General features: G+C 36.7%; 28 protein-coding genes. 4 read left to right on the forward strand and 24 right to left on the reverse strand.

Going from position 1 to position 25,039, the window contains the following annotated elements; translation table 11 throughout:
* Positions 1 to 50: 50 nt before the first annotated feature.
* Positions 51 to 1,079 (reverse strand): aldehyde reductase, encoded by a 1,029-nt coding sequence (locus AB2Q86_RS07845; RefSeq protein WP_012581304.1) that lies wholly within the window; start codon positions 1,077 to 1,079, stop codon positions 51 to 53.
* A gap of 112 nt (positions 1,080 to 1,191) precedes the next feature.
* Here AB2Q86_RS07845 and AB2Q86_RS07850 point away from each other — a divergent pair, with 112 nt between their 5' ends.
* Positions 1,192 to 1,629, forward strand: coding sequence for a MerR family transcriptional regulator (locus AB2Q86_RS07850; protein ID WP_012581303.1), 438 nt, complete (start codon positions 1,192 to 1,194; stop codon positions 1,627 to 1,629).
* Between the two features lie 45 nt (positions 1,630 to 1,674).
* On the opposite strand, the gene lepA is transcribed toward AB2Q86_RS07850, so the two are convergent.
* On the reverse strand, positions 1,675 to 3,501 hold the full coding sequence (gene lepA / locus AB2Q86_RS07855; RefSeq protein ID WP_003726525.1) for a translation elongation factor 4: 1,827 nt from the start codon (positions 3,499 to 3,501) through the stop codon (positions 1,675 to 1,677).
* A gap of 244 nt (positions 3,502 to 3,745) precedes the next feature.
* Here lepA and rpsT point away from each other — a divergent pair, with 244 nt between their 5' ends.
* On the forward strand, positions 3,746 to 4,000 hold the full coding sequence (gene rpsT, locus AB2Q86_RS07860) for a 30S ribosomal protein S20 (protein WP_003726526.1): 255 nt from the start codon (positions 3,746 to 3,748) through the stop codon (positions 3,998 to 4,000).
* Positions 4,001 to 4,085: 85 nt separating this feature from the next.
* Here rpsT and holA read toward each other — a convergent pair whose 3' ends face one another.
* From holA to AB2Q86_RS07920, 12 genes are all read right to left on the reverse strand, one after another.
* The gene (holA, locus tag AB2Q86_RS07865; protein WP_012581302.1) at positions 4,086 to 5,117 is read right to left on the reverse strand and encodes a DNA polymerase III subunit delta; all 1,032 of its coding nucleotides are present in this window, start codon (positions 5,115 to 5,117) and stop codon (positions 4,086 to 4,088) included.
* A gap of 67 nt (positions 5,118 to 5,184) precedes the next feature.
* Positions 5,185 to 7,407 carry a DNA internalization-related competence protein ComEC/Rec2 gene (locus tag AB2Q86_RS07870; RefSeq protein WP_077905348.1) on the reverse strand — a complete coding sequence of 741 codons (2,223 nt, stop codon included), beginning with the start codon at positions 7,405 to 7,407 and terminating at the stop codon, positions 5,185 to 5,187.
* Between the two features lie 34 nt (positions 7,408 to 7,441).
* A complete protein-coding gene (locus AB2Q86_RS07875) occupies positions 7,442 to 8,002 on the reverse strand; it encodes a ComE operon protein 2 (protein ID WP_014598973.1) in 561 nt (186 codons plus the stop codon).
* Positions 8,003 to 8,073: 71 nt separating this feature from the next.
* Positions 8,074 to 8,676, reverse strand: a complete 603-nt coding sequence (locus AB2Q86_RS07880; RefSeq protein ID WP_012581299.1) for a helix-hairpin-helix domain-containing protein — start codon at positions 8,674 to 8,676, stop codon at positions 8,074 to 8,076.
* A 103-nt stretch (positions 8,677 to 8,779) separates the two neighbouring features.
* A complete protein-coding gene (locus AB2Q86_RS07885; RefSeq protein WP_012581298.1) occupies positions 8,780 to 9,511 on the reverse strand; it encodes a class I SAM-dependent methyltransferase in 732 nt (243 codons plus the stop codon).
* A 54-nt stretch (positions 9,512 to 9,565) separates the two neighbouring features.
* Positions 9,566 to 9,922: a ribosome silencing factor gene (rsfS, locus tag AB2Q86_RS07890; RefSeq protein ID WP_003721994.1), complete on the reverse strand. Its 357-nt coding sequence runs from the start codon at positions 9,920 to 9,922 to the stop codon at positions 9,566 to 9,568.
* A gap of 4 nt (positions 9,923 to 9,926) precedes the next feature.
* Positions 9,927 to 10,502 (reverse strand): bis(5'-nucleosyl)-tetraphosphatase (symmetrical) YqeK, encoded by a 576-nt coding sequence (yqeK, locus tag AB2Q86_RS07895; RefSeq protein WP_012581297.1) that lies wholly within the window; start codon positions 10,500 to 10,502, stop codon positions 9,927 to 9,929.
* Positions 10,489 to 11,055, reverse strand: a complete 567-nt coding sequence (locus AB2Q86_RS07900; protein ID WP_003730138.1) for a nicotinate-nucleotide adenylyltransferase — start codon at positions 11,053 to 11,055, stop codon at positions 10,489 to 10,491. The genes yqeK and AB2Q86_RS07900 overlap by 14 nt, the downstream gene beginning before the upstream one ends.
* A 17-nt stretch (positions 11,056 to 11,072) precedes the next feature.
* Positions 11,073 to 11,363, reverse strand: a complete 291-nt coding sequence (gene yhbY, locus AB2Q86_RS07905; protein ID WP_003721997.1) for a ribosome assembly RNA-binding protein YhbY — start codon at positions 11,361 to 11,363, stop codon at positions 11,073 to 11,075.
* A complete protein-coding gene (gene aroE, locus AB2Q86_RS07910; RefSeq protein ID WP_012581296.1) occupies positions 11,363 to 12,184 on the reverse strand; it encodes a shikimate dehydrogenase in 822 nt (273 codons plus the stop codon). Before aroE ends, yhbY begins: the two co-directional genes overlap by 1 nt.
* 19 nt (positions 12,185 to 12,203) lie before the next feature.
* Entirely contained in the window at positions 12,204 to 13,304 is a 1,101-nt protein-coding gene (yqeH, locus tag AB2Q86_RS07915; protein WP_003730140.1) for a ribosome biogenesis GTPase YqeH, read from the reverse strand.
* Entirely contained in the window at positions 13,301 to 13,822 is a 522-nt protein-coding gene (locus AB2Q86_RS07920; RefSeq protein WP_003722000.1) for a YqeG family HAD IIIA-type phosphatase, read from the reverse strand. Before AB2Q86_RS07920 ends, yqeH begins: the two co-directional genes overlap by 4 nt.
* A gap of 161 nt (positions 13,823 to 13,983) precedes the next feature.
* Here AB2Q86_RS07920 and AB2Q86_RS07925 point away from each other — a divergent pair, with 161 nt between their 5' ends.
* On the forward strand, positions 13,984 to 15,792 hold the full coding sequence (locus AB2Q86_RS07925; protein WP_012581295.1) for a M3 family oligoendopeptidase: 1,809 nt from the start codon (positions 13,984 to 13,986) through the stop codon (positions 15,790 to 15,792).
* 35 nt (positions 15,793 to 15,827) lie between these two features.
* On the opposite strand, the gene AB2Q86_RS07930 is transcribed toward AB2Q86_RS07925, so the two are convergent.
* From AB2Q86_RS07930 to mltG, 6 genes are all read right to left on the reverse strand, one after another.
* A complete protein-coding gene (locus AB2Q86_RS07930; protein WP_012581294.1) occupies positions 15,828 to 16,529 on the reverse strand; it encodes a 5'-methylthioadenosine/adenosylhomocysteine nucleosidase in 702 nt (233 codons plus the stop codon).
* 49 nt (positions 16,530 to 16,578) lie between these two features.
* Entirely contained in the window at positions 16,579 to 17,211 is a 633-nt protein-coding gene (locus tag AB2Q86_RS07935) for a DUF1510 family protein (protein ID WP_003730143.1), read from the reverse strand.
* Positions 17,212 to 17,261: 50 nt separating this feature from the next.
* The gene (greA, locus tag AB2Q86_RS07940; protein ID WP_003722004.1) at positions 17,262 to 17,744 is read right to left on the reverse strand and encodes a transcription elongation factor GreA; all 483 of its coding nucleotides are present in this window, start codon (positions 17,742 to 17,744) and stop codon (positions 17,262 to 17,264) included.
* 193 nt (positions 17,745 to 17,937) lie between these two features.
* On the reverse strand, positions 17,938 to 18,567 hold the full coding sequence (gene udk, locus AB2Q86_RS07945; protein ID WP_003725973.1) for a uridine kinase: 630 nt from the start codon (positions 18,565 to 18,567) through the stop codon (positions 17,938 to 17,940).
* Positions 18,564 to 19,217 carry an O-methyltransferase gene (locus tag AB2Q86_RS07950; RefSeq protein ID WP_012581293.1) on the reverse strand — a complete coding sequence of 218 codons (654 nt, stop codon included), beginning with the start codon at positions 19,215 to 19,217 and terminating at the stop codon, positions 18,564 to 18,566. The genes udk and AB2Q86_RS07950 overlap by 4 nt, the downstream gene beginning before the upstream one ends.
* Positions 19,218 to 19,292: 75 nt before the next feature.
* Positions 19,293 to 20,363, reverse strand: coding sequence for an endolytic transglycosylase MltG (gene mltG, locus AB2Q86_RS07955; protein ID WP_012581292.1), 1,071 nt, complete (start codon positions 20,361 to 20,363; stop codon positions 19,293 to 19,295).
* A gap of 202 nt (positions 20,364 to 20,565) precedes the next feature.
* Between mltG and AB2Q86_RS07960 the strand changes: the two genes are divergently transcribed.
* Positions 20,566 to 21,192, forward strand: a complete 627-nt coding sequence (locus AB2Q86_RS07960; RefSeq protein ID WP_003730146.1) for a DedA family protein — start codon at positions 20,566 to 20,568, stop codon at positions 21,190 to 21,192.
* A gap of 45 nt (positions 21,193 to 21,237) precedes the next feature.
* On the opposite strand, the gene AB2Q86_RS07965 is transcribed toward AB2Q86_RS07960, so the two are convergent.
* The 4 genes from AB2Q86_RS07965 to alaS all read right to left on the reverse strand — a co-directional run bounded on the left by AB2Q86_RS07965 (position 21,238) and on the right by alaS (position 24,972).
* On the reverse strand, positions 21,238 to 21,540 hold the full coding sequence (locus AB2Q86_RS07965; RefSeq protein ID WP_012581291.1) for a DUF1292 domain-containing protein: 303 nt from the start codon (positions 21,538 to 21,540) through the stop codon (positions 21,238 to 21,240).
* Positions 21,541 to 21,555: 15 nt separating this feature from the next.
* On the reverse strand, positions 21,556 to 21,972 hold the full coding sequence (ruvX, locus tag AB2Q86_RS07970; protein WP_003730148.1) for a Holliday junction resolvase RuvX: 417 nt from the start codon (positions 21,970 to 21,972) through the stop codon (positions 21,556 to 21,558).
* Positions 21,969 to 22,241, reverse strand: a complete 273-nt coding sequence (locus AB2Q86_RS07975; protein WP_003719797.1) for an IreB family regulatory phosphoprotein — start codon at positions 22,239 to 22,241, stop codon at positions 21,969 to 21,971. The genes ruvX and AB2Q86_RS07975 overlap by 4 nt, the downstream gene beginning before the upstream one ends.
* Positions 22,242 to 22,332: 91 nt before the next feature.
* Positions 22,333 to 24,972, reverse strand: a complete 2,640-nt coding sequence (alaS, locus tag AB2Q86_RS07980) for an alanine--tRNA ligase (RefSeq protein ID WP_012581290.1) — start codon at positions 24,970 to 24,972, stop codon at positions 22,333 to 22,335.
* Positions 24,973 to 25,039 lie beyond the last annotated feature (67 nt).

Here is a 25,039-nt window from a genome sequence, read left to right on the forward strand (position 1 = left end):
CCATTAGTCAGTTTAACATATTTTCCAGTGCTTTTGTGCAGGATTCGCTTTTAATCTAATAAACCATACTTTGCCAAACTATCCACTGCAGCAAGAACAGCTTCTTCTTTTGTCGAAATCGGCTGCCATCCTAAAACATCTCTCGCTTTTGAATTGCTTATTTGCCGATTCATATTAATCATCAATTCGCCTTCTTTGGCGTGTTTACTAAATATAGCTGCTGCTCTTATAGCGGCATTTGGTAATGTTTTTTTCGGCATTTTATCTACTAGTTCGGGACGTTCTCGTTGAAGCAAATGTGCGATATCTGCCATACTAATTTCTCCGTCAGCAGAAGCAATAAAACGTTCTCCGTTTGCTTCAGGGGTAATCATTGCTCGAATATGTAAATCGGCAACATCTCTTGCATCTACTACGTTTAATGGAATATTTATAACACGTTTCATAGAACCATTTAACAGATTTTTTAATAAGTCAAAGCTTCCGGAGACATGACTGCTTTGTGATGGACCAAAAATGGCAACCGGATTGATGGTAGCAAATTCCAATTCTGTTTCATTTTCCATGAATTTCCAAGCTTCTTTTTCTGCGATTAGTTTAGATTTTTCATATGCTGATAAACCCTTAGCGAGTTCATCGGTCCAATACGCTTCTGTTGTAATGCTATTTTTATCCGCGTTGCTAAAACCAACAGCGCCAAAATTCGAAGTCATAACTACTCGTTTTACTTTTGCCTCTTTTGCGGCCTGTAAAATTCTTGTAATACCTTCTATTGCTGGGCGTATTAATTCTTCTTCATTTTTAAATTTGCCGAAAAATACTGGAGATGCGACACTTAGCACATATTCACAATCGAGCATTGCTTCTTTCCAACCTTCATCTTTGGATAAATCAAGTTCGACAAAAGACAAATGCGTAAAATCCGTTATTCCATTATTTTGCAATATTTCAATTACTTTATCTTTGCTTTTTAAAGAGCGTACGGTTGTTTTGACCTGATAGCCTTGTTGCAATAATTGAAAGATAATATGCATTCCTAAAAATCCAGTTCCGCCTGTTACTAATACATTGTTTTTCATCGTGAATTCCTCCAATAGTAGTTAATTTTGCTTATTTTCTTTATTAACTTTATACTTACTCTAAACCCTAGAGTATAGTGTAGGGCAAGTAAATTATTTATTGGAGGAAAAAATGACTTATTCTATTAAAGAAGTATCTAAAATATTTAATTTGTCGATTTATACATTGCGTTACTATGATAAACAAGGTTTATTGCCGTTTGTTTCTAAAAACCAATCCGGCTACCGTGAGTTTACGGAATCAGATTTAAATTTAATTCATACGATTTGTTGTTTGAAAAATACGGGAATGCCACTAAAGCAAATCCGCACATATATTGATTTTTGTATGGAAGGCCCCGTTTCTATTGAAGCTCGTAAACAGTTACTCTTGGATCATCGGGCCGCCGTTTTGAAAAGTTTAGAAGATTTAACGGAAAATCTAAAAGAAGTCGATGTTAAAATAGCGAAATATTCGTCTCCTGATGCGGTAGAAATCATTACTGCCGAGAGAAATTATGTCAGTATGGAAAAGAAAAAGCATGATTTGATTTATCCGTATAATATATAAAAAAGTTGTGCCGTGAACATTTCTGCTCACAGCACAACTTTTTTATTATTTGGATTCGTCCATTTTCAAGATTGCCATGAAGGCTTCTTGCGGTACTTCCACAGAACCGATTTGTTTCATTCGTTTTTTACCTTCTTTTTGTTTCTCTAAGAGTTTTCGTTTACGCGATACGTCCCCACCATAACATTTAGCAAGTACGTTTTTGCGTAGTGCTTTAATAGTAGAACGAGAAACAATTTTCGTTGCAATTGCTGCTTGAATAGGCACTTCAAACTGTTGTCTTGGAATAAGTTCTTTTAATTTCTCAACAATGATTTTTCCACGCTCGTAGGCAAAATCACGGTGAACGATAAAGCTAAGTGCATCTACTTTTTCTGCATTTAAAAGAATATCCATTTTCACAAGTTTGGAAGCTTTGTAGCCAATTAATTCATAATCAAAGGATGCATAACCTTTTGTAGATGATTTCAATTGGTCGAAAAAGTCATATACGATTTCGGATAATGGAATTTCGTACACAATACTTACGCGGATATCATCTAAGTACTCCATTGTAATGAAGTTTCCACGTTTGTTTTGCGCCAGTTCCATCACTGCACCAACATAATCATTTGGAACCATCACAGTTGCTTTTACATATGGTTCTTCTACGCTTTCAATAACACCAGGTTCCGGCATTTCAGCAGGATTATCAACCACGATGTTGGAACCATCTGTCAAGTTCACATGATAGATAACACTTGGAGCAGTGGTAATTAAATCAATATTAAATTCACGTTCGATTCGCTCTTGAATGATTTCCATATGTAGTAATCCTAAGAAACCACAACGGAAACCGAATCCTAATGCTTGAGAAGTTTCCGCTTCAAATTGCAAAGCAGAGTCATTTAATTCTAATTTTTCTAAAGCATCACGAAGATCATTATATTTAGAGGAGTCAATTGGATATAGACCACAATAAACCATTGGATTTAATTTACGGTAACCATCCAGCGCTTCTTCTGCTGGATTATTCGCAAGTGTAATCGTATCACCTACTCGTGTATCTCCAACATTCTTGATCGCAGCTGTTAAGTAACCAACGTCACCAACAAGTAATTCGTCACGTGGGGTTGCCTTTGGTGAGAATACGCCCACCTCTGTTACTTCGAATTCTTTGCCATTGGACATCATTTTAATTCGATCGCCTGCTTTTACAACACCATCCATGATACGTATATTAGCAATAACACCGCGATATGCATCAAAAACAGAGTCGAAAATGAGCGCTTTTAGTGGTTTATTTACATCACCAGATGGCTCAGGAACTTTTTCGACAATTTGCTCTAGAATGTCTTCAATACCAATACCAGATTTCGCAGAAGCAAGTACAGCGTCAGAAGCATCTAAACCAATTACATCTTCAATTTCTTCACGGACTCTTTCTGGATCGGCCGCTGGTAAATCGATTTTGTTAATGACTGGTAAAATTTCTAAATCGTTGTCTAGTGCTAAATAAACATTAGCGAGCGTTTGTGCTTCAATTCCTTGCGCAGCATCTACAACAAGGATTGCTCCTTCACATGCAGCTAAACTTCTTGATACTTCATAGGTGAAATCGACATGCCCAGGCGTATCAATCAGATGGAAGATATATGTTTCTCCATCTTTTGCTTTATATTTTAATTGTACAGCATTTAATTTTATGGTTATCCCGCGTTCACGTTCTAAATCCATCGAATCTAGTAGCTGATTTTTCATTTCACGATGCGTCAAAGCACCCGTTTGTTCTAAAATCCGATCAGCGAGTGTAGATTTACCATGATCTATGTGCGCGATAATCGAAAAGTTTCTAATTTTCTTTTGTCTTGCATTCATTTCTTCTTTGTTCATTTCCCCAGCTCCTGATTAGAACTCATCGCATAAATCCGATGGCAAGCTATCCTTGATTATATCAGTAGAACGCTTAACATTCAATGACTTCTTTATTAAATACAGATAAATTTAAAATAAAATAGAAAGTATTATTGCAATATGGCTGTGATTTCGGTATAATAGCATTTGTTCTGATATAATTTAAAAAGGTATGTTATATGAAATAAATACTACCTCATTAGTTTGGACGGAGGTGAATGGAATGCCAAATATTAAATCTGCAATTAAACGTGTAAAAACTGCTGAAACTCGCAACAGCCGTAATGCATCTCAACGTTCTGCAATGCGTACTGCTATCAAAAAATTTGACGAAGCAGCTGCAAACAACGCGGACAACGCGAAAGATCTTTACGTAGAAGCATCGAAAAAATTAGATAGCGCTGTGAGCAAAGGATTGATTCACAAAAACAATGCTGCTCGCAACAAATCTCGCTTAGCTGCTAAATTAGCTAAATAATACCGAGTTCGGTATAAAACATCACACCTTGTGTGGTGTTTTTTGTTTGTAAAAATAGCTTTGTCTCAAATGACAAAGCTATTTTTTATACTCTCTTTTGCCGATTATCCTGTAATTCGAATAAGAACCATTCGAGTTTCTGTTCTTTATCACCAAAGCCAGTTTTCATTTCCAAGTCGATTTCAGCTAATCGTTTTAAAGCTTGATTTAATTGTAATTCCGTGAAATTCTTCGCTTGTTTTGATGCTAACTTAACACGGAATGGATGCACTTTTAGTTTAGTCGCAGCTTGTTGTTGGGAGTAACCTTGTTGTTCTAAAACCTTTAATTGGTTTAACAACCTGAATTGACTAGAAATTAATGCCAGTATCTTAATAGGCTCTTCTTTTTGTTTTAATAAGTCGTAATAAATCCGAAGCGCCCCACCAATATCCATCGCAATCATCTTATCAAGCAACAAGAAAATATTTTGTTCTAGTGAGCGGACAACTAAAGACTCTACATCTTGAATGGTAATTTCTTTTGAATCGAAACAATAGAGCATTAATTTTTGCAGTTCATTCATGGCCGTAGTTAACTGACCACTAGTTAATTCTATCAGTCGAGTAATAGCCTCTTGTGACATTTGCATATTGTTCTCGCTTAATTTTGCTTCAATCCATTTTTTCAACTCATTCTCATTAGGTCGTTTAGCTTCTATAACGGTAGCTGTTTTCTTGAGTAACTTAGTAAGCTTTTTACGCTCATCTAACTTTTCTACCCGTGCTACAAAGCATAATACTGAATAATCAACTGGTTCATTGAGATAAGCCTCTAATTTTGCAGTATCATGTTCCACTTTGTTTTTACTTTTTTCCGTTGTTAAAAAAAGTGGATTATTAGCCATTACTAAACGTTTATCACCGAAAAAAGGCATACTTTCTGCTTCTTGAACGACCACTTCTATAGGCATTTCTTCTAAATCTAAATTGGCATAGTTAAATTCTACTTCTTCGCCTTCCAAAATATTATCTATTAAAAGTTGTTTCGTTTCATTAATAATATAATCTTCTGTACCGATGATTAAATACACCGGCGTTATTTTTTTGGAGCGTATCTGTTTCCATTCTGGCAGCATTCATTTCGCCTCGCTTCACTCTTATTTCTCTTTCTATGGTAAAACATGAAATAAGAGATAGCAAGTTTTATTTCAAAGTCGCTTCAAAGCCTTTTCCAAAAGTATAAATTATTTCACCTTGTATATCTGTTCGTAAAATTGTTACTCCTGCCGTTTCTAGCGTATTGATAGTTTCTGCGTGTGGATGACCAAAGCGATTGTTTAACCCGCATGAAATAACTGCAAAAGTCGGTTTCACTTTTTGAATAAATTCTTTGGAACTGGAGGTCTTGCTACCATGATGCCCTACTTTCAAAATATCTGCTTTGATAGGTTGTTCTGATATGCCCTTTTCTCCGTTCGCCTCTAAATCACCAGTAAAAAGCCATATTTTACCATCTAATACTGCCTTTAATACAATAGAGTCATCATTTCCTCCTTCTCCTGCTTTATCTGGATATAGGCATTCGAAACTGTTTTCGCCAATTTGCCACTTGGCCCCGGCCAAAATAATTGTCTGTTTCACTTTTGGCATCGCAGCGAGAGCTTCTTTCATGATGGGTTTGTTTTCTGCTCCTTTAGCATAAATAAGTTCGTTAATAGTAATGTTTTTCTGTAAATCATCAAGCCCTTCCATGTGGTCAGCATCACTATGTGTAATAATTACTTTATCTAAGCTATTAATTCCTTTTGATTTTAACACTGGGGTAAGTGTACTTCCGCCTATAGTAAATGGTTTTCTTTTCTTAGCCCATGCTTCTTTTTCAAATGGAAGTTGGCCTCCAGTATCTATTAAATAATTTCCCTGATTGTAGGGTAGTTGAATTAAAATGCTATCTCCTTGTCCCACATCAATAAAACTAACTTTTCCGCTAAAATTAAAACTAGCTAAATAACATAAGAAACAAAAACAAATGAATATCCCAAAAGGAAATTTTTTCTTTTGCCACTGGCTGAAAAAGAAGATGATAGTTATAATGATTAGCACTAGTATAACGGTGTTTGGCCTTCCTGTTACAATAGTCTGATGCGGAATCTTGGCAAAAATGTAGGTTAGCTTTTCTACCAATTGTATAAAGAATGTAAGCACTACTTCAGGAAAATGAAATATTTCTGTTGGAAAAAAGGACAGCACAAACACAGTTAGGCAACCTGGCAAAATGATCATCGTGAAAATAGGCACATAAATTAAATTAAAGAATATTCCTACCCATGAAAATGAATAAAAATGATACATCATAACAACGGAAGACATAATGGTTGAAATGAAGGAAATAGCAAGTGACTTAGTAAATGCGTTCTGCTGTTTGGTTAGTATTTGTCTTGACGATAAAATAATTCCAAACGATACTGCATAAGATAGTTGAAAACCCACTTCTTTAACCACATACGGTTGCAAGAGGAAAAACAGAATAAAAGACAAACAAATGGCAGAAAACGAACTCCATTTAGTAGTATATTTTTCTGACAATAATAGTAATGCTGTCATTGTAGCAGCTCGTATAACTGGCGGATTTGCTCCTGTAAAGATAACGTAAAATGGTAAGAAAACAAGTAGACAAGTGATGGCTCGCTCCCGTGTAATACCGAATTTTAGTAGGAGAAAATATATTGCCCCTATTAATAAATTCACGTGAAGTCCAGAGATAGCTAGCAAATGAACAACACCCATTTGTTGATAAACTTCATACATTTCGGGGGAAAAACCGCTTTTTTCTCCACTAATTAATGCGAGACAATAAGGCGAAATAGTTGGAGATATTTTTTCGGTTAAATGGGTAATTATTTTCAAACGTATATTTTGAAGTCTCATTAGGAAGGATGGTGAGAATTGATTGGTAATAGTAAGATTACTTACTCGAAGTATATAGTGTACATTTTGGTTCTTTAAATAAGATTGGTAATTGAATTGATTTTGATTGCGGTTGACGGAAGGTATTTCTACATTTGCAGAAACAGAAATAAACTGTCCATAATGGAGCCTTTTTAGTTTTTGTTGTTCCTCTTCCGTTGTAATTTTATAACTCAATTGGAATTTTTCTTTTTCGCAGCGCACAAAAGCTTGAAAACTATCTCCATCGATTTTTAAATTATCTATAATTTGACAGTTTCCGCTATATTCAGTTGCTGTATAAGAGGAAGCATTGGATTTTTCTACTACAAACAAAAAACTATAGGTTAGAAGATAAATGAGGACAAAAAGAAGAATAATTTTGGATTTTTTAATAAAAGCGATTAAACCGAGCAAAGAAATACATATGGGAACGATAGAGCTTGTAAAATTCACACAAATAATAGCTAAAACAATAATAGCTAAATATCGCTCGATAACGTTCCCTCCCTATTTAGTTTAATTTCTCTGAGATGCTTTGATAAAGTTGTTCTGCTTTTTCTGGATTAATATTTACTTCCACTGCTGCTTCTTTTACTAAAGTATGCATTTTTTCCCCGTTCCAATTGTTTACTTGAAGAACAGATTCATCAAATTCGACTTTTTGTAATTCAACACCAGCAATGTTAAATAATTCTAGAGCATACGGATGGTTTTTGTAGTCTTTTGCGAAATACACTTTCTTTATGCCTGCTTGAATAATGGATTTCGTACAAGCAAGACAAGGGAAATGTGTGACATATAATTCAGCTTTATCTGTCGTGGCACCAAATTTGGCACATTGCAAGATCGCGTTCATCTCTGCATGTATTGTTCGGATGCAGTGACCGTCTACAACATAACAGCCGTGTTCTGCACAATGATCGCCACCAGCGATGGACCCATTATAACCGCCCGCAATAATACGTTTATCTCGAACTATTGTCGCACCTACCATTAGGCGTGTACACGTGCTCCTTGATGATATTAGATGACTTTGCGCCATAAAAAACTGATCCCATGCGATTCTTTGCACATTAAAAACTCCCTTATGATTTGATAAATATTAGTATAGGTGTTTAGAAGGAAGTTCGTCAACCACTTTTATTAATTAACATCCAAATATTCTTTTAATTTCTCTACTGTTTTTTCGCCGATGCCTGAAACATTTTTTAAATCTTCTATTGTTTGGAATAAGCCTTCTTTTTCTCTGTGCTCTATTATCGCTGTAGCTTTTGACTCTCCAATTCCTGGGACTTGTTGTAAATCGTCCTTTGTTGCACTGTTAAGGTTAATTTTTGCAGAACTGGCATTGGTTTCTTCTGTGTTAGCTCCTTGTGTTGTTGGACCTTCTTCTCCCTTTTTATAAACGTAGATACTCATCTCGTCTTTTAGTTTTTCAGCTAAGTTCAATTTACTGCTATCGGCTTCAGCTGTAAGCCCTCCTGCAATTTTCACCACATCTTGAACTCTAGCGTCCATTGGCAGTTTATACACACCAGGCGTCCTTACCGCTCCTTTAATATCAATATAAACCTCATTTGATAATTTTGTTTCTTCTTTTTTCGGTTTTTCTTCTTTCGTTACTGCTTGATTGGCAGTTACAGCATCAGATTTACTATCTGGTATCCAAATGTAAACGAGTCCAGCACAAAGAATAGCAATACCTATTAAGATATAATGCTTGTATTTTCTCAGTAGCTCCATCATCTATATCACCGTCCTTAATATACTATTCGCCATACTAGTGCAAAACCCTTTTTCATGACTCAAGGTAAAAAGGGCATAAAAAAAAGAAAGTAATGATGAAAAATTACTTTCTTGCTACGAAAAAGATTCTTTCGCTCGTATTATTGGGTTTTTCATGACTGAAATCAGCATAAATATCAATTTTCGTAAAACCATATTTTTTTAACAAATTTTCATAAGTAGCGATTGGATAGGTCCGCTCTTTATGAAGTTCATCCACACGGTTATACATATCGTCTTCGCCTAAAATATAGAAAGTAAGTTCATGTTCGACGGAGTGTGGATGTTCGCCAGGAAATGAATTCCAAATCGTCGAAATCTCTTCATCGCTATCTCCATAAGAATAATCTTTAAACCCTTGCTCTATTTTAAAGACGGAATGTACGTCAAATAAAAATAAACCATTTGGTTCTAAATGTGCTGAAACAGCTTGAATAGTAGCTTCAAGAGCTTGTTCTGTTTCCAAATAATTAAGTGAATCGCAGAAGCATGTAACTACATCAAACGTCTGCTTTAATGCTAACTTGGACATATCTTGTTCTATAATCGGCAAATCGATTTCAGCTGCCGCTACTTTTTCTTTAGCAACCGCCACCATTTCTTTTGATAAATCGACACCCGTAACTTGATGGCCGAAAAAACTTAATCGTAGTGCGAATTCAGCTGTTCCGCAAGCCAAATCAAGTACTTTTTTAGGTGAATCGCCAATAAAATCAGCAGAAAATTCTAGCCACTCATCATAAAGTTCGGAATCCATTAATCTATCATAGAAACCTGGAAAATATTCGTAACTCATAGTAATTTCTCCTTAAAAAAACAGACGAGAATTCCCCGCCTGTTCTGTTTTTTATTAAGAAATAAACGCAGCGGAAACGTCCACGAGTGGCGCATCTCCCCATAGTTTTTCTAAGTTATAGTAAGAACGTTCTTCTTTATGGAACACGTGAATAATAACATCACCTAAGTCGATTAAAATCCATTGTGCTGCATCAAAACCTTCTAAACGTTTTACATCTACTTGATTTTCTAAAGCTTTTTCTTTAATTTCACGAGCGATTGCTTGCACTTGTTTGTCTGAATTACCGTGACAGATTACAAAATAATCCGCAAAGCTTGATAACCCCTTCATATCTAATGCTAAAATATCCTCTGCTCTTTTATCGTCTGCTGCCTTAGCGGTCAGCATTAATGTATCATAACTGTTCAAATTATTAATAGTCTCCTTCCAAATTTAAATTAACAAAATAATTATAGGCATCCAGTGTATCTGGAAAAACCAATTGTTGTTTTTTAACCAAGTGCGTAATCGTATTCGATAAAGCGAATAACATTGCTTCGTCCAGTGATTTAAGCGCTAATCTACGCGCCTTATATACCCCAGGAAATGTTCTTCCTTGTTCCGTGTAGTCGGCTAAGTAAATAAGTTTATCGAAATCAGACATTGTAGCGCTCCCTGTCGTATGCAGGCGAATCGCTTCTAGTATTTCGGGATCCGTAATACCAAATTCTTTTTCTGCCAGATAGGCGCCAACTGGAGCGTGCCAAAGCGAACGATGAAACGCAAGCAAACGCGGATCATAACCCTCGTCCTCGATGATTTTTCTCGCTTTATCATCCTCATAGTACTTGGCATAATCATGTAGTAGTGCGGTGATTCTCGCCTTTTCTACATCCATATGATAATGTTCTGCAAGTTCTACTGCTGCTTTTTCTACGCCTAAAGTGTGTTTAAATCGAGCATTAGGCATAGCTGCTTCTACTTTTTTTAGCACTTCATTTCTTTCCATAAAGTTGATGCTCCTTTATATATGACCATACTTTTTCTGGTAAAAAGGTGCTCGCGTTCTCAATATTATTTCTAATTTCCGTAGAAGAAATCGTCGTTTCTGGCATATTGATTTTAACGATATCATACGGAACCTCCGTCTGATAACTGGGGCGATTAACCCCAACGAATGTCACCATTTTTACTAAGTCATCTATATGATACCACTTTGGCAAATATTCTACCATGTCCCCGCCGATAATGAAATAAAAATCTGTATCCGGCTGTTCGCTTATCATATCACGCATTGTGTCATACGTATAGGACTTTCCCGTGCGCATGAGTTCACGTGTATCAATTTCAAAGGAATCTATACCTTCTATCATTAATTGAAGCATTTCTACACGCTCATCACTTGAAGCCATACCACTGATATGTTTATGAGGCGGAATTTTATTAGGTAGAAAAAGAATCTTCTCAAGTCCTAGTTGCTTCTTAGCCTCTTCTGCCATGCGGAGGTGTGCTAAATGTGGCGGATCAAATGTTCCACCTAAGATGCCGACTTTATGTTTCATCGCAGGTTCCTCCCGATTTATGGCAACTTAATTTGTTGCTTATTTACAGAAGTTTTGTACAGAATAATCGTTCTGCCAATGACTTGAACGATTTCCGCGCCTGAACGAGCACTAATTTTTTCTGCAACGGTTTGTTTATCTTCTTCGCAATTTTGTAGAATCGAGATTTTAATTAATTCTCTCGCTTCTAGTGCTTCTTTTACGTGGATAATTAAGTTTGGTGATACGCTTCCTTTTCCTACTTGGAAAATGGGTTGGATATTATGCGCTTCTTTTCTTAAAAAACGTTTTTGTGTAGCTGTTAACATTAGTTTCCTCCTAATTGTTCGAGTACTGCTTCTTTCATCAGTGATCGCTCTGGTTTTATCCCAGTCCATATTTCAAAGGCAAGTGCCCCTTGATTCACAAACATTGGTAAGCCATTTTGGGTAATAGCTCCATTTTTCTTTGCTTCTTTTAAAAAGGCTGTTTCGGCTGGATTATAAATAATGTCAGAACAAATCGTTCCTTTTTTTACATTAGCCAGCGAAATTGGACTTTTGTTTTTGGAAGCTTCTAAACCGATAGATGTTGTTTGAATGATAATCGTAAAATCAGCCAGTTGTTTTTCTGCTTCTTCAAGTGTAATGGCGTGATGATTTTCATTATCTTTCGTCATTTCTATCGCTTTTTCCGTTGTACGATTAGTAACGGTTATTTTAGCATCCGTGTGAGTGGAAAGCGCTAGGTAAATTGCCTTGCTTGCGCCACCCGCACCAGTGATTAAAATAGAATCATCTTTTGTAATTGAGCGGATTTCTTCTAATCCTTCTAAGTAGCCTTTGCCATCTGTATTAAATCCGTACCATTTGTCCTCTTTTTTTAGCACAGTATTCACTGCGCCAGAAGCTGCTGCAAGATCCTCTAATTCATCTAAAAATGGTAAGATACGCTCTTTAAATGGTGTTGTAATATTAAATCCACGCACTCCAGAATCCATTAATTTTTTGATTTCTGTTTCAAAAGCGTCTTCTTCTATTAAAACAGAGTTATACTCCGCATTCATTCCAAGTTCTTGGAAAATCCGATTTTGCATAGCTGGTGATAACGAGTGACGAATAGGATTTCCGATAACAACATATTTTTCCAAATGACAAGCCTCCTTAGTTTTAAACGAGTGATGTCCGGATAGTTGCGCTCACGCCTTCAGGAACCCACGCAGTAACTTTCGCGCCGCCTTCTGGAATTGTCACCCAGCCAAGTCCGGAAAAGACAATATCCGCTTTTTCTTTAATTGTGAAAGAATACGGAACTAGCTTAGGAAGTGTCTCCATCCCTTCTTCTGTAGGCGGTTGAAGTACTATCCCTGCTTGTTTTTCGTATAACGCATCCGCTTTTTCTAATTTTGTCCGGTGAATTGGTAAATTATTAGATACATAGACTACTAATGATTTGCGACCACCTGAAACATAATCTAAGCGAGCAAGCGCCCCTAAAAATAGTGTTTGTTCTTCGTTTAATTGGAAAACAGCTGGTTTTACTTCTTTTTTAGGTGTAATAGCTTTTAACGTTGTTGTATCAATGAAATGCGCCATTTGGTGATGGTTAATAATTCCTGGTGTGTCAACAAGTACATTGCCATCTGCTAATGGGATTTCGATTTTATCAAGCGTTGTTCCTGGGAATTGAGAGGTTGTAATGACATTGTTTTCCCCGGATGCTTGTTTAATAATACGATTGATTAGCGTTGATTTACCAACGTTTGTACAACCGACAACATAGACATCTTGTCCATTTCGCAATTCTTCAATTTTCTCTAAAAGTGTATCAAAACCGTGGCCTTTCTCAGCGCTAACTAATACGACATCTGTCGCCGCCAAGCCTTGCTCTTTGGCACGAGTTCTCATCCAGCGTGTCAACTTATCACGTTTTAATGATTTTGGTAACACATCTTCTTTGTTCCCGACAAGTAATACCGGATTACTTCCTGCAAAACGAGGAAGTCCAGGCAACCAACTACCATCGAAATCAAAAATATCTACTACATACACAATTAAGGCTTGTTTCGAACTAATTTGATTTAAAATACGTAAAAAATCATCGTCTGTTAGGGCAACATCTTGAATTTCATTGTAATGTTTTAGACGAAAACATCTTTTACAAATAACTTGCTCATTGTTCAGGGATGATTTTGGAGCATAGCCGATTTTATCAGGGTCTTCTGTTTGAATAACCGCGCCACAACCAATACATCTAATTTCTTCTGTCAAAGTGATTCCTCCCACTTAATTTGGTTTTTCTTTGCTAATCGTTTTAAAATAACGCTTTCCATCATTCGATTTAATTTTGTCGCCATACCATCTGTTTGTTTTACAGGGCGAACAAAAATAGTTGTTAATTTTTGACGGTTTCCACCGAATATATCTGTCATAATTTGATCGCCAATCATCACAGTTTCTTCTGGTGTTGCATCCATTTCTTTTAATGCCCAGCGGAAATTAGCGCCTAAGGGTTTTTTTGCCCGCGCTAAATAAGGAACATCAATTGCTTTTGCCACACGAGCAACTCGTTCTTCGTTATTGTTAGAAAAAATCATAACTTTGATTCCTTCTTCTTTCAATATAGTAAACCAGTTGATAACTTCATCCGTTGCGTCTAGTTGATCCCATGCAAGCAGCGTATTATCAAGATCAGTCAAAATAGTAGTCTTTCCCATTTTGCGAAGTTGTGCTGCTGTAATTCCAAATGGAGTATTCAACATTTTATCTGGTGAGAATTGCTTTAACACGTATTGGCACCTCATTCTTTTATTTAGTACAGTCTATTCTATCATACATTCAATTAGACTAATAATCTATAAATTTTACCATCTTTCTGCTTATTTTACAAAAAAACCTTAGAAAAATGCTATAATATGAAAGGAAACGTTATTTTTAAGGAGGTAAACAAATGTCAAAAGATTATGCATTAACATGGGATTTAGAAAATATATATGCTGGCGGCAGCGGCTCTGAAGAATTACAACAAACACTTCAAGAGGTAAAAGCTGATTTAGACAGCTTTGTCGTAAATGTTGCGGAGTGGGATGTTCCTGAAAATGTGGAAGCTTCTGCTGAATTTTTACTTCTCGTTAATCAAAATGCAGATATATCTAAAATTTTACTCACAGCTGGATCATTTTTAGAATGTCTTGCTTCCGCTGATATCAATGACTCGCGTGCAAATGAGCTTTCGGCGTTAATTTATCAATACGTCGCAACTCTAGCTACAGCCGAAGATGAATGGCATGACAAATTTGCGCAAGTTTCTGACCGTGTTTGGGACGAATTAATGGAACAAAATGGTTTATCGCAAATTAGCTTTATTTTAAGTGAAGCGCGTACGAGCCGCCGTAAAAAAGGGAGTAAAGAACAAGAAGCAGCTATTAATTCATTAGCGGTCGATGGATATCGTGGTTGGTCTGATCATTATGATACCATTGTCGGTAAACTCCGCATGCATGTTACCATTGACGGAGAAGAAAAAGATGTTTCTGCTGGTCAAGCCCTAAACTTATTAAATCACCCTGATCGCGCGGTTCGCCAAGCAGTTTTCAAAGAATATACACGTGTATGGCAAAGTGAAGCTCGTTTATTTAGCGATACGTTAAATCATTTATCAGGATTCCGTTTAGCTACATATGATATTCGTAAATGGGATAATATTCTAGATGAACCTCTTGCAATTAATCGTTTAGATGAACAAACGTTAAAATCAATGTGGAATGTCATCCAAACGAACAAACCTACTTTTGTTCGATTCTTAGACAGAAAAGCGAAATTACTTGGCCTTGAAAAATTAAGTTTTTATGATGTAGAGGCTCCTCTTGTCTTTTCAAGCGAACCTAAGAAATATTCGTATCAAGAAGGCGCCGAATTTATTATTGAGCAATTTAACAAATTCAGCCCGAAAATGGCGAACTTTGCGCAATCAGCTTTTGAAAAAGGTTGGATTGAAGCGGAAGACCGTGATAATAAACGTCCTGGTGGTTTTTGTACCGACTTCCCTGTCGAAAAAGAAAGCCGAATTTTCATGACGTATGATGGAGCTCCTGGGACAGTCGCTACTCTTGCTCACGAACTTGGGCACGCATTCCATTCACACGTGATTCGCGATGAACCATTTGAAAATACTGATTATGCGATGAACGTGGCAGAAACTGCTTCAACTTTTGCCGAAATGATTATTGCGGATGCTTCTGTGAAAGATGCAAAAACGAAAGAAGAAAAAATCACGTTGTTGGAAGATAAAATTGGTCGTAGTATTGCGTTCTTTATGAATATTCATGCTCGCTTTATTTTTGAATGTAACTTCTATGAAGCACGTAAACAAGGTGTCGTTTCGGTTGATAGACTTAACGCTCTAATGGAAGAAGCGCAACGAGAAGCATATTTGGATGCCTTGGATGAATATCATCCACAATTCTGGGCTTCTAAACTACATTTCTACATTGCTGATGTACCGTTTTATAATTTCCCGTACACTTTCGGTTATTTGTTCTCGCTTGGCATTTACCATAAAGCTCAAGCAGAAGGTGCTAGTTACGAAGATAAATACATTGCACTGCTACAAGACACTGGTTCGATGACAACAGAACAGCTAGCAGAAAAACATCTGGGTGTTGACTTGCGTAAAGCGGACTTCTGGGAAGAAGCTGTTGCTCTTGCTGCCAAAGATGTAGAAGATTTCCTTGCTTTAACAGAAGAATATATCAAATAAAAAAATGCCTGGAGCTTAAAAACTCCAGGCATTTTTTAAATTGTTTTTAGTAATTCGATGATACATGTTGCGGATTGTTTCGCTGCTAAGTGAATGAATTCATCAAATGAAATAGTCGCTTCTTGATTCGCTAAGTCTGAAATAGCGCGAATAATTAAGAAAGGAATATCAAATTGATAAGCAACTTGTGCGATTGCCGCAGCTTCCATCTCAACTGCTTTTACATCTGGGAAAAAAGTGCGGATTGTTTCGTGCTGATCTGGACGCATAATAAATGAATCATTCGTAACAACGAGTCCATAAACTGCTTTATTTTCACTTGCAGCAAAATATTCACGGTAAATTGTTTCTGCTTTTTTAAGAAGTACAGCGTCTCCTTGATAAAAAGCTGGCATTCTTGGGACTTGACCGTAAGTGTAACCAAATTCTGTTACATCTACATCGCCATAAGCTAATCGGTCAGAAATAATAACATCGCCAACAGCTAATCCTTCCGCCATTCCACCAGCAGAACCAGTGTTAATAATTACTTCTGGTTTAAAACGGTCTGCCATAAGTGTTGTTCCAAGTGCGGCATTTACTTTACCGATACCAGACTCTAAAAGCACTACTTCTTTGCCAGCAACTTCGCCAACGTAAAATTTAGCACCACCAATAACAATTTCTTCTACGCTTGGCATGCTATTTTTTAAAAGTTCTACTTCTTCTTCCATTGCTCCGATAATACCAATTGTCATTATGTAACCTCCAAAAAAGCACAGTCGTTAACAGCTAACTTCTGTGCTTTTATCTTTTGTCATTTGTTTTAAGCTCTTCCACTTTAGTTGGTTGCCATCCTTCACCGTCAACCCAAGTAATATACACACGATATGCTTTGTCTGGGTTTTCTTTAGTAGAAAGTGTACCAATTGCTTGTGTCGCAGGATCAGCGCCTTGCTCTACAAACCAAAGTGATGTATTTGAGATTGGAATATCTGTTGCTGCAGAAAAAGCTTTACGTTTTTCTTGCCAATCTACACTTGTGGAACTGTACGAATTCACATGATCACCAGTTTGTTCTGTACCGATAGGTTTCCAATCTTTGGTAATAACTTTCGCTACATTCGGGTCATCGCTTTCGGTTGTTTCAGTTGTTTTATCATCCGAAGAATCTTTTTCTTTCTCGGATGATTTAGTTGATTTAGCGGCATCTTCTTTTTTCTCCGTGGAAGATGCCGTTTTGTTATCTTGTTGCGTAGGATCACTCTCTGTTTTAAACAGCACAAAATACAAACTACCAATGATAAGTAAGCTTACCACGATAATTAAAACGTTTAAAACTAGATTAGTCTTTTTTCGTTTTGTATTTTGCTGGGAGCGAGATCCTTCCACCAAGTTTTGTTTAATTCGACGGTTATTTGATTGTCGTTTGTCTGCCATTTGCATTCACCACCTTATAAGTAACCGCTGTATAAAAACATCCGATAATATTAAGATGCAGTGATTTTTTCGATTTTAACGCTCATGTCACCAGCTGGTGTTTGGATAGTTACTTCTTCCCCTTCTTTATGCCCAAGTAAACCTTTGGCAATTGGAGAATCATTAGAAATTTTACCTTCAAACGGGTCTGCTTCAGCGCTACCTACGATGGTATAAGTTTCTTCTTCTCCGTCTGGTAGTTCAATGAAAGTAACTGTGTTTCCTAGTGTTACTAAACCATTATGCGCTTCTGCTGCATCAATGATTTGTGCGTTACGAATCATATTTTCAATAGTAGTGATACGACCTTCAACAAAAGCTTGTTCGTCTTTTGCGGAATCATACTCGGAGTTCTCCGATAAGTCACCAAAACTACGGGCAATTTTAATCCGTTCTACTACTTCTTTACGTTTTACTGTCTTTAATTCTTGTAATTCATTTTCTAATTTTGCTTTCCCATCTAGGGTCATTGGAAATACTTTTTCTGTCGCCAATCGATTTCGCTCCTTTTTGTTTGTTCATTATTGTATAGAAAAGCACGGAGATATCGCTCCGCACCTTCATCAAAAATATTACTACTCGTCAGAAAGATTAACATGCCACGCTAGAAATAGCAAGCAATTGTCTCTCTTTTTACTAGGAAAATTTTACCTTAATTTTCTCTATTTGACAAGTGATACCTGTTGTTTATACATGTTTTTGCAAGATGGATTCAATTTTTGTTGTCATTAAGTCGATTGCAACGTGATTCTCTCCGCCTTCTGGAATAATAATATCGGCAAATTTTTTCGTTGGTTCTATGAATTCATTGTGCATTGGTTTAACAACAGAAAGATATTGCTCGATAACAGAATCCATTGTCCGACCACGTTCTTTCATATCGCGTAAAAGTCTGCGAATAAAACGAATATCATCATCGGTATCCACATATACTTTAATATCCATTAAATCCCTAAGGCGTTTATCTTCTAAAATTAAAATTCCTTCTAAAATAATAACTTCTCTAGGTTCTTGGATTTCTACTTCTTTTTTTCGCGTATATTTGGCATAATCATAAATCGGCTTTTCTATGGTTTCATAGCGACGCAGTGCGGCAATATGTGAAATGAGTAAGTCCGTATCAAAAGCTAGTGGATGATCATAATTTACTTTTAATCTATCTTCAAAACTAATATTGGCTTGATCGTGATAATAGACATCTTGAGCAATCATCAAAATCGAGTGGCCGCTGAAATGATCACAAATGGCCTTTGTTACACTAGTTTTACCAGAACCTGAACCGCCAGTTACGCCGACTACGATTGGTTTTTTTGTCATGATACGCCTCCAGTTTTCTTTCTTTTGGAAATAGATAGGCCGTCCCCTAGCGGAATGGTCGTTGTTTCAAAATCAGGATGCGTCACTAAAAAATCGTTAAAATGGCGCATTTTCCTAGCAACACGTAATTTGCGTTGTTTTTCTGGTGTCATATCTAGCGCTAACCCTTTAAAAAGAACATTATCACTATAAATAACGCCATTTTCAGCTAAAGAATCGGTATAAATATGGAAAAATTTCTCATATTGCGCTTTGGCTGCATCAATAAATATTGCGTCAAATGGACCGTGAGCCAAAATTTCTTCAGCTCCTTCAATGGCATCTGTTAATAAAACTTTCACTCTGTCACTAGCCCCGTAGCGTTGAATATTATGTACTGCTTGTTTATATCGTTCTTCGTCGCGCTCAACCGTGATAATCTCTGCATCAGGAAGTTTATCTGCCATTTTTAAAGCGGAGTAACCAATGGCCGTCCCAAGCTCCAATATGCGCTTTGGTTTTTGGATATCTAAAATCTGTAATAAGCAGTACAAAGAATCTGGTTCCATAATCGGTACTTCATTTTCCTTCGCATATGCCTCTAATTCTTCAAAAAAAGGACTGCTCTTAGGAATGTTTTTTAATAAATAATCATGAATAATATCATTCACTGCTAGGATCCCCTATCTTAACAAACAAAGCACCTGCCAAAAACATGCTAAACATGCTTCTGACAAGTGGTTGTTTTAATTATTTTTCGTAATATGCTCTTCTTTTAGTTTATTGTGCTCTTCTAATGTTTTAGAGAAGTATACTTTACCAGTTTTTGTATTTGCTAAGAAGTATAGGTAATCACTTTTTTCTGGATAAAGTGCTGCTTCCATCGAAGAGTCTCCACTATTTGAAATTGGACCTGGTGGTAATCCATTGTTTTTGTATGTGTTGTATGGTGAATCGACTTCTAAATCTTTGTAAGTCGTTTTACTTTTGTGTTCACCAAGCGCATAAAGAACAGTTGGATCTGTCTGCAAGCGCATATCTTTTGCTAAACGATTATAAAATACACTGGCAATCATTTTGCGATCTACGTTTTCAGTTGCTTCTTTTTCGATAATGGAAGACATCGTTAAGAATTTGTGTACGGACATTTTTTGTTTTGCTAGTTCATCACGGTACTTGGCAATGTTTACATCTGTTGCTTTGACCATCTCTGTAATAATTTGTTCTGCAGATACATCTGTTCCTTTGAAAGTGTACGTAGCTGGGTATAAATAACCTTCTAATGGATGTTTAATAGATTTGTTTAACACATCGTTTGTTACTGTATCTGGATATGCTTTAATCATGGAAGCAACAAATTCAGGATCGTCCATTGTTTTAAGTACATCAGCTTTTTTTAGTTTTGGTTGATAAGCAACAATTCTATCAGCAATTTGGTCTAACGTGTAACCTTCTGGAATGACCAGTTTGGCAGGTGCTACCGTTTTTCCTTCTTGCATTTTTTTGACGATTTGATCCGTGTTCATCGACGGACTGAATTCATAGTTCCCTGCTTTTAAATTCGTATCATTATTATATTTTACATAAAACGAGAAAATAGAAGCATTATTAATTACTTTTTTATCTTCTAGAATAGTAGAAATGTCTGAAATACTAGAGCCTGCTGGGATTTCTACGGTGATTTTCTCTTTACTTGCTTCATCTTTTGGTTCTAGTTGCGATTTTACATAATAATAACCTGAAAAAGTTGCAATCACTAAAATTAAAATAATAACAGAAATTATAATTGTAATTTTCTTACCTTTTGTATTCTTCATTTTAGACCTCATTTCATTGAAAACAATTCTAATCTATTATACCGATTATCTAAAAAAAATGCTATTCAATAAGGAAAATTTTCTTAAAAAGTGACGTTTTTATGTTTTTTCGGTATAATAAATAGCGTGATTTAACGAACAAGACAGAATCAGTCAGAGACTTGCTTCTGCCAATTAATTAAATATTGAAGGAGTCTTTTGGATGTTACATACATTAATACAAAGTTTGCAAGATTTCACGATGTGGTTAGTAGACTCGCTTGGGCACTGGGGTATTTTCCTCGGAATGCTGATTGAAAGTGTTTGTATACCGCTACCAAGTGAAGTTATTATGCTATTCGGTGGATTTATGGCGGAAGCTGGGAAACTTAACTTCTGGCTCGTTGTCTTTGCTGGTATTTCCGGTAATCTAGTAGGTTCACTGATTGCTTATTACATAGGTAAATTCGGAGGCAGAGCACTTGTTTTAAAATACGGGAAATATATTTTCTTAAATGTCAAACACCTAGATAAAGCAGAACTTTGGTTTGGTCGTTACGGAGCACGGGCTGTGTTCTTCGGGCGCGTATTACCGGTTATTCGAACGTTTATTTCATTACCAGCCGGTATTGCGAAAATGAATGTATGGAAATTTATTATCTATACGATTTTAGGTTGTATTCCGTGGAATATTTTTCTGACATGGCTTGGTTATTCATTAGGTTCCAATTGGAGCGTTGTGGAAAAATATACGCGACCAATTAGCTATTTAATGTTAGCTTTAGTTATAGCCATCGTTGTCTACCTTGCTTACAAAATATGGAATAAACGTGCTAGAAACGCAAAATAAAAAGCATGTCTTGACAGTTGTTGTCAGGACATGCTTTTTTAATTTTTATTCTTCGTCTTCGTCAGCTAAGAAAGTTGCAAGGATTTCTTCAATCATATCCCATTCTTCATCTGTTTCAACTGGTTTAAGTTGACCTTGTTTACCTTCTTCATCTTGGATATAGCTAGATGCAAGGATTTCGATTTCTTCGTCTTCCCCTTTGCCAGCTGGGAAATATAATACGTAAGATTTGTCAAAGTCTTTGGAATCGAAGTCAAAAAGAATTTCGTAAGCTTCTTCTTTTCCTTCTTCGTTTGTGATCCAAATAATATTTTCTTCTTCATGATTATGGTTATGTTCTTCTGCCATTAAATTCACCTCAAATTAATTAGTAGTGTCCAAATAGGACTGTAAAATCATTACTGCAGCTAACTTATCAATTACTTCTTTTCGTTTTTTACGTGAAACATCTGCTTCAATCAAAGTTCTTTCCGCTGCAGAAGTGGTTAAGCGTTCATCCCAAAGTACAACAGGCAAACCGATTCTCGCCTCAAGTACTTCAGCATATATTTTAGAACTTTCAGCACGAGGTCCTATGGTGTTATTCATATTCTTAGGAAGTCCAACTACGACTTTTTCCACTTCGTATTCGAGCACTAGCTCTTTTACGCGGTCATAGCCGAATTGCTTTCTATTCTCGTCAATCTGAATTGTTTCCACACCTTGCGCGGTCCAACCAAGTGGATCACTTATCGCTACGCCGACTGTTTTCGAGCCGACATCTAAACCCATTATTCTCATTTCTCACCAATTTCGTTATTTTTCAGATACGCTTTGACAAGTTCCTCGATAATTTCATCTCGTTCTAAACGACGTATCATACTTCTAGCATCCTTGTGACGAGGAATATAAGCTGGATCGCCTGAAAGTAAATAGCCAACGATTTGATTTACGGGATTATAGCCTTTTTCTTCAAGAGCAACGTAGACTTGTTTCATTAATTTTTTTACATCTTCTTCAATTGAATCATCGCCGAAGTTGTAAAACATTGTTTGATCTTTTGAATCCATAATCGAAGCACCTCATTCCTTCATGTATCTCTTTTCATTTTACACTATGTGAACAGAAATAACAAAGAAAAATGAGGCGCTCTGATGAAATTTATGCTTGTTGTTCTTTTACCCATGTGGAAACGTAATCAAGAGCAGTTCCTAGTTCTGCTGGATTTTTACCACCAGCTTGTGCCATATCAGGACGTCCACCACCGTTACCACCGCATCTTGTTGCTACTTCTTTCAGTAGTTTACCAGCGTGGTAACCCGCTTTGATTGCTTCTTCGGAAACGGCAGATATTAAGTTTACTTTATCTCCTTGGACAGCGCCTAGAACAAGAATGCCGCCAATTTTTTTATCTTTCCAGTTATCCACGAATTGACGTAATTGGTTCATATCTTTTGCGTTCACTTGTTTCGCAATCACTTTTACGCCGCCGATTTCTTCTGGTGATTCAAAAATATCCGCACTTGCTGCACTCGCTAATTTACTTAATAGTGATTCATTCTCGCGTTTCACTTCACGTAAGTCAGCTTGTAATTGTTCTACTTTTTGCGGTGTTTCTTTGGTTGTTGTTTTTAGTAGACTCGCTGCATGTTTTAATGTGTTTTCTTGTTCTGTTACAAAGCGATATGCTTCTTTTCCAGTAACAGCTTCGATACGTCTAGTTCCCGCTCCAATACCTGTTTCGGATACGATTTTAAATAGCCCGATATCTGCTGTATTTCGGACATGGACACCGCCACAAAGCTCAATACTATATTTACCAACTTGTACCACACGAACCACATCGCCATATTTTTCGCCAAATAGTGCCATAGCGCCAAGTTCTTTTGCTTCTGCTATTGGCATTTCTTCAATCACAACATTGATTTGTTCCCAGATTTTTTCATTCACGATTTCTTCCATTTTTGTTAATTCTTCTTCTGTAATTTGACCAAAATGAGAGAAGTCAAAGCGTAAACGATCCGGTGAAACAAGAGATCCAGCTTGGTTAACATGCTCGCCTAATGTGTCTTTGAGTGCGCGGTGTAAAAGGTGAGTTGCTGTATGATTTTTGATTGTTTCGCGACGTTTTACTTTATCAACAGCAAGTTTCACTGTGTCGCCTGTTTTTAATACGCCTTCTTTGACAGAAACACGGTGTATATTTTGTTTATTTGGCGCTTTTTGTACATCTTCTACATAAGCAAGACCTGTTTCGCTCTCAATCGTTCCTTTGTCAGCAACTTGTCCGCCACTTTCTGCATAAAATGGTGTTTCTTTGAAGATGACTTGTGCTTCACTTCCAGCTGCAACTTCCTCCACAAGCGTGTCATCTTGGATTAAATACAAGATTTCTGAAACGTGCTCTGTTGAATTATAGCCAACAAATGCACTTTTTTCTGTTAAATTAGCAAGTAGTTCGCCTTGGACTTGCATCGATTTTACATCAGCACGAGCCGAGCGAGCACGGTCACGTTGTTCTTTCATTTCTGCTTCGAAGCCAGCGTGATCCACTTTTAAGCCATGGTCTTCTGCATATTCTTCTGTTAATTCGACAGGGAAGCCGAATGTATCATATAATTTAAAAATGTCTGCGCCTTTGATAATTTGTTCATTTGTTTCTTTCGCAGTTTTTAGGATTGTTTCCAAAATTGCTAGACCTTCGTTTAATGTTTCGTGGAAACGTTCTTCTTCCGTGCGAATCACTTTTTGGATAAAGTCTGTTTGGTTTTCTACTTCTGGATAGAAACTATTCATAATTTTTCCAACTACTGGTACTAATTTGTACATGAATGGTTCGTTGATTGTTAGGACTTTTGCATAACGAACAGCACGGCGAAGTAAACGACGTAAAATATATCCGCGTCCTTCGTTGGATGGTAAAGCACCGTCACCGATTGCAAATGCTACAGTACGAATATGGTCAGCAATTACTTTAAATGCCACATCATTTTCTTGAGAATGGCCATATTTCACGCCAGCGATTTGTTCAACTTCACGAATAATAGGCATGAATAAATCTGTTTCAAAGTTAGTTGGTGCATCTTGGATGATGGATACCATCCGTTCAAGGCCCATCCCTGTATCAATGTTTTGTTTTGGTAGCGGAGTGTAAGTTCCATCTGGATTGTGGTTGAACTGTGAAAATACTAAGTTCCAAATTTCTAAATAACGCTCATTTTCTCCACCTGGATATAATTCTGGATCACTTGCATCGTCACCAAAAGCAGGTCCACGGTCATAGAAAATTTCGCTGTCTGGGCCACTTGGTCCAATACCGATATCCCAGAAATTATCTTCAATTTCGACGATATGATCATCACTTAAACCAATTTTTTCGCGCCATAACGTTTTCGCTTCTTCATCTTCTGGATACACAGTCACATACAATTTATCTGGATCAAAACCAATCCATTTAGGGCTCGTTAGGAATTCCCAAGCAAAAACAATCGCCCCTTCTTTAAAATAATCACCGATAGAAAAGTTTCCTAGCATTTCAAAGAATGTATGATGACGCGCTGTTTTACCAACGTTTTCAATGTCATTTGTACGGATTGATTTTTGAGCATTAGCCATTCTTGGATTATCCGGAATAACCGAACCATCAAAGTATTTTTTCATTGTTGCTACACCACTATTAATCCAAAGAATCGTCGGATCATTATTTGGCACAAGTGGTGCACTAGGTTCGATAGTATGCCCTTTTTCTTTAAAGAAATCTAAAAATAACTGTCTTACTTCAGCGCTTGATAATTGTTTCATTTTTTATTTCCTCCTTTTGGTTTTTACAACAAAAAAAGCCTATATGATTGCTCACAGGGACGATTTT

The sequence above is a fragment of the Listeria monocytogenes genome, from assembly GCF_041765605.1.
Classification (GTDB): Bacteria; Bacillota; Bacilli; order Lactobacillales; family Listeriaceae; genus Listeria; species Listeria monocytogenes_D.

Excerpts from the sequence above, each read along its gene's own strand:
- ruvX (WP_003730148.1), bottom strand. The coding sequence starts at position 21,972 with ATGAGAATAATGGGTTTAGATGTCGGCTCGAAAACAGTCGGCGTAGCG.
- AB2Q86_RS07965 (WP_012581291.1), bottom strand. The coding sequence starts at position 21,540 with ATGGCAGAAGAACATAACCATAATCATGAAGAAGAAAATATTATTTGG.
- yqeK (WP_012581297.1), bottom strand. The coding sequence starts at position 10,502 with ATGGAAAGAAATGAAGTGCTAAAAAAAGTAGAAGCAGCTATGCCTAAT.
- AB2Q86_RS07925 (WP_012581295.1), top strand. The coding sequence starts at position 13,984 with ATGTCAAAAGATTATGCATTAACATGGGATTTAGAAAATATATATGCT.
- AB2Q86_RS07930 (WP_012581294.1), bottom strand. The coding sequence starts at position 16,529 with ATGACAATTGGTATTATCGGAGCAATGGAAGAAGAAGTAGAACTTTTA.
- holA (WP_012581302.1), bottom strand. The coding sequence starts at position 5,117 with ATGCTGCCAGAATGGAAACAGATACGCTCCAAAAAAATAACGCCGGTG.
- AB2Q86_RS07885 (WP_012581298.1), bottom strand. The coding sequence starts at position 9,511 with ATGAGTTACGAATATTTTCCAGGTTTCTATGATAGATTAATGGATTCC.
- mltG (WP_012581292.1), bottom strand. The coding sequence starts at position 20,363 with ATGAAGAATACAAAAGGTAAGAAAATTACAATTATAATTTCTGTTATT.
- AB2Q86_RS07850 (WP_012581303.1), top strand. The coding sequence starts at position 1,192 with ATGACTTATTCTATTAAAGAAGTATCTAAAATATTTAATTTGTCGATT.
- AB2Q86_RS07880 (WP_012581299.1), bottom strand. The coding sequence starts at position 8,676 with ATGATGGAGCTACTGAGAAAATACAAGCATTATATCTTAATAGGTATT.
- lepA (WP_003726525.1), bottom strand. The coding sequence starts at position 3,501 with ATGAACAAAGAAGAAATGAATGCAAGACAAAAGAAAATTAGAAACTTT.
- alaS (WP_012581290.1), bottom strand. The coding sequence starts at position 24,972 with ATGAAACAATTATCAAGCGCTGAAGTAAGACAGTTATTTTTAGATTTC.
- yhbY (WP_003721997.1), bottom strand. The coding sequence starts at position 11,363 with ATGTTAACAGCTACACAAAAACGTTTTTTAAGAAAAGAAGCGCATAAT.
- rpsT (WP_003726526.1), top strand. The coding sequence starts at position 3,746 with ATGCCAAATATTAAATCTGCAATTAAACGTGTAAAAACTGCTGAAACT.
- AB2Q86_RS07960 (WP_003730146.1), top strand. The coding sequence starts at position 20,566 with ATGTTACATACATTAATACAAAGTTTGCAAGATTTCACGATGTGGTTA.
- AB2Q86_RS07975 (WP_003719797.1), bottom strand. The coding sequence starts at position 22,241 with ATGGATTCAAAAGATCAAACAATGTTTTACAACTTCGGCGATGATTCA.
- AB2Q86_RS07845 (WP_012581304.1), bottom strand. The coding sequence starts at position 1,079 with ATGAAAAACAATGTATTAGTAACAGGCGGAACTGGATTTTTAGGAATG.
- AB2Q86_RS07900 (WP_003730138.1), bottom strand. The coding sequence starts at position 11,055 with ATGAAACATAAAGTCGGCATCTTAGGTGGAACATTTGATCCGCCACAT.
- AB2Q86_RS07935 (WP_003730143.1), bottom strand. The coding sequence starts at position 17,211 with ATGGCAGACAAACGACAATCAAATAACCGTCGAATTAAACAAAACTTG.
- udk (WP_003725973.1), bottom strand. The coding sequence starts at position 18,567 with ATGACAAAAAAACCAATCGTAGTCGGCGTAACTGGCGGTTCAGGTTCT.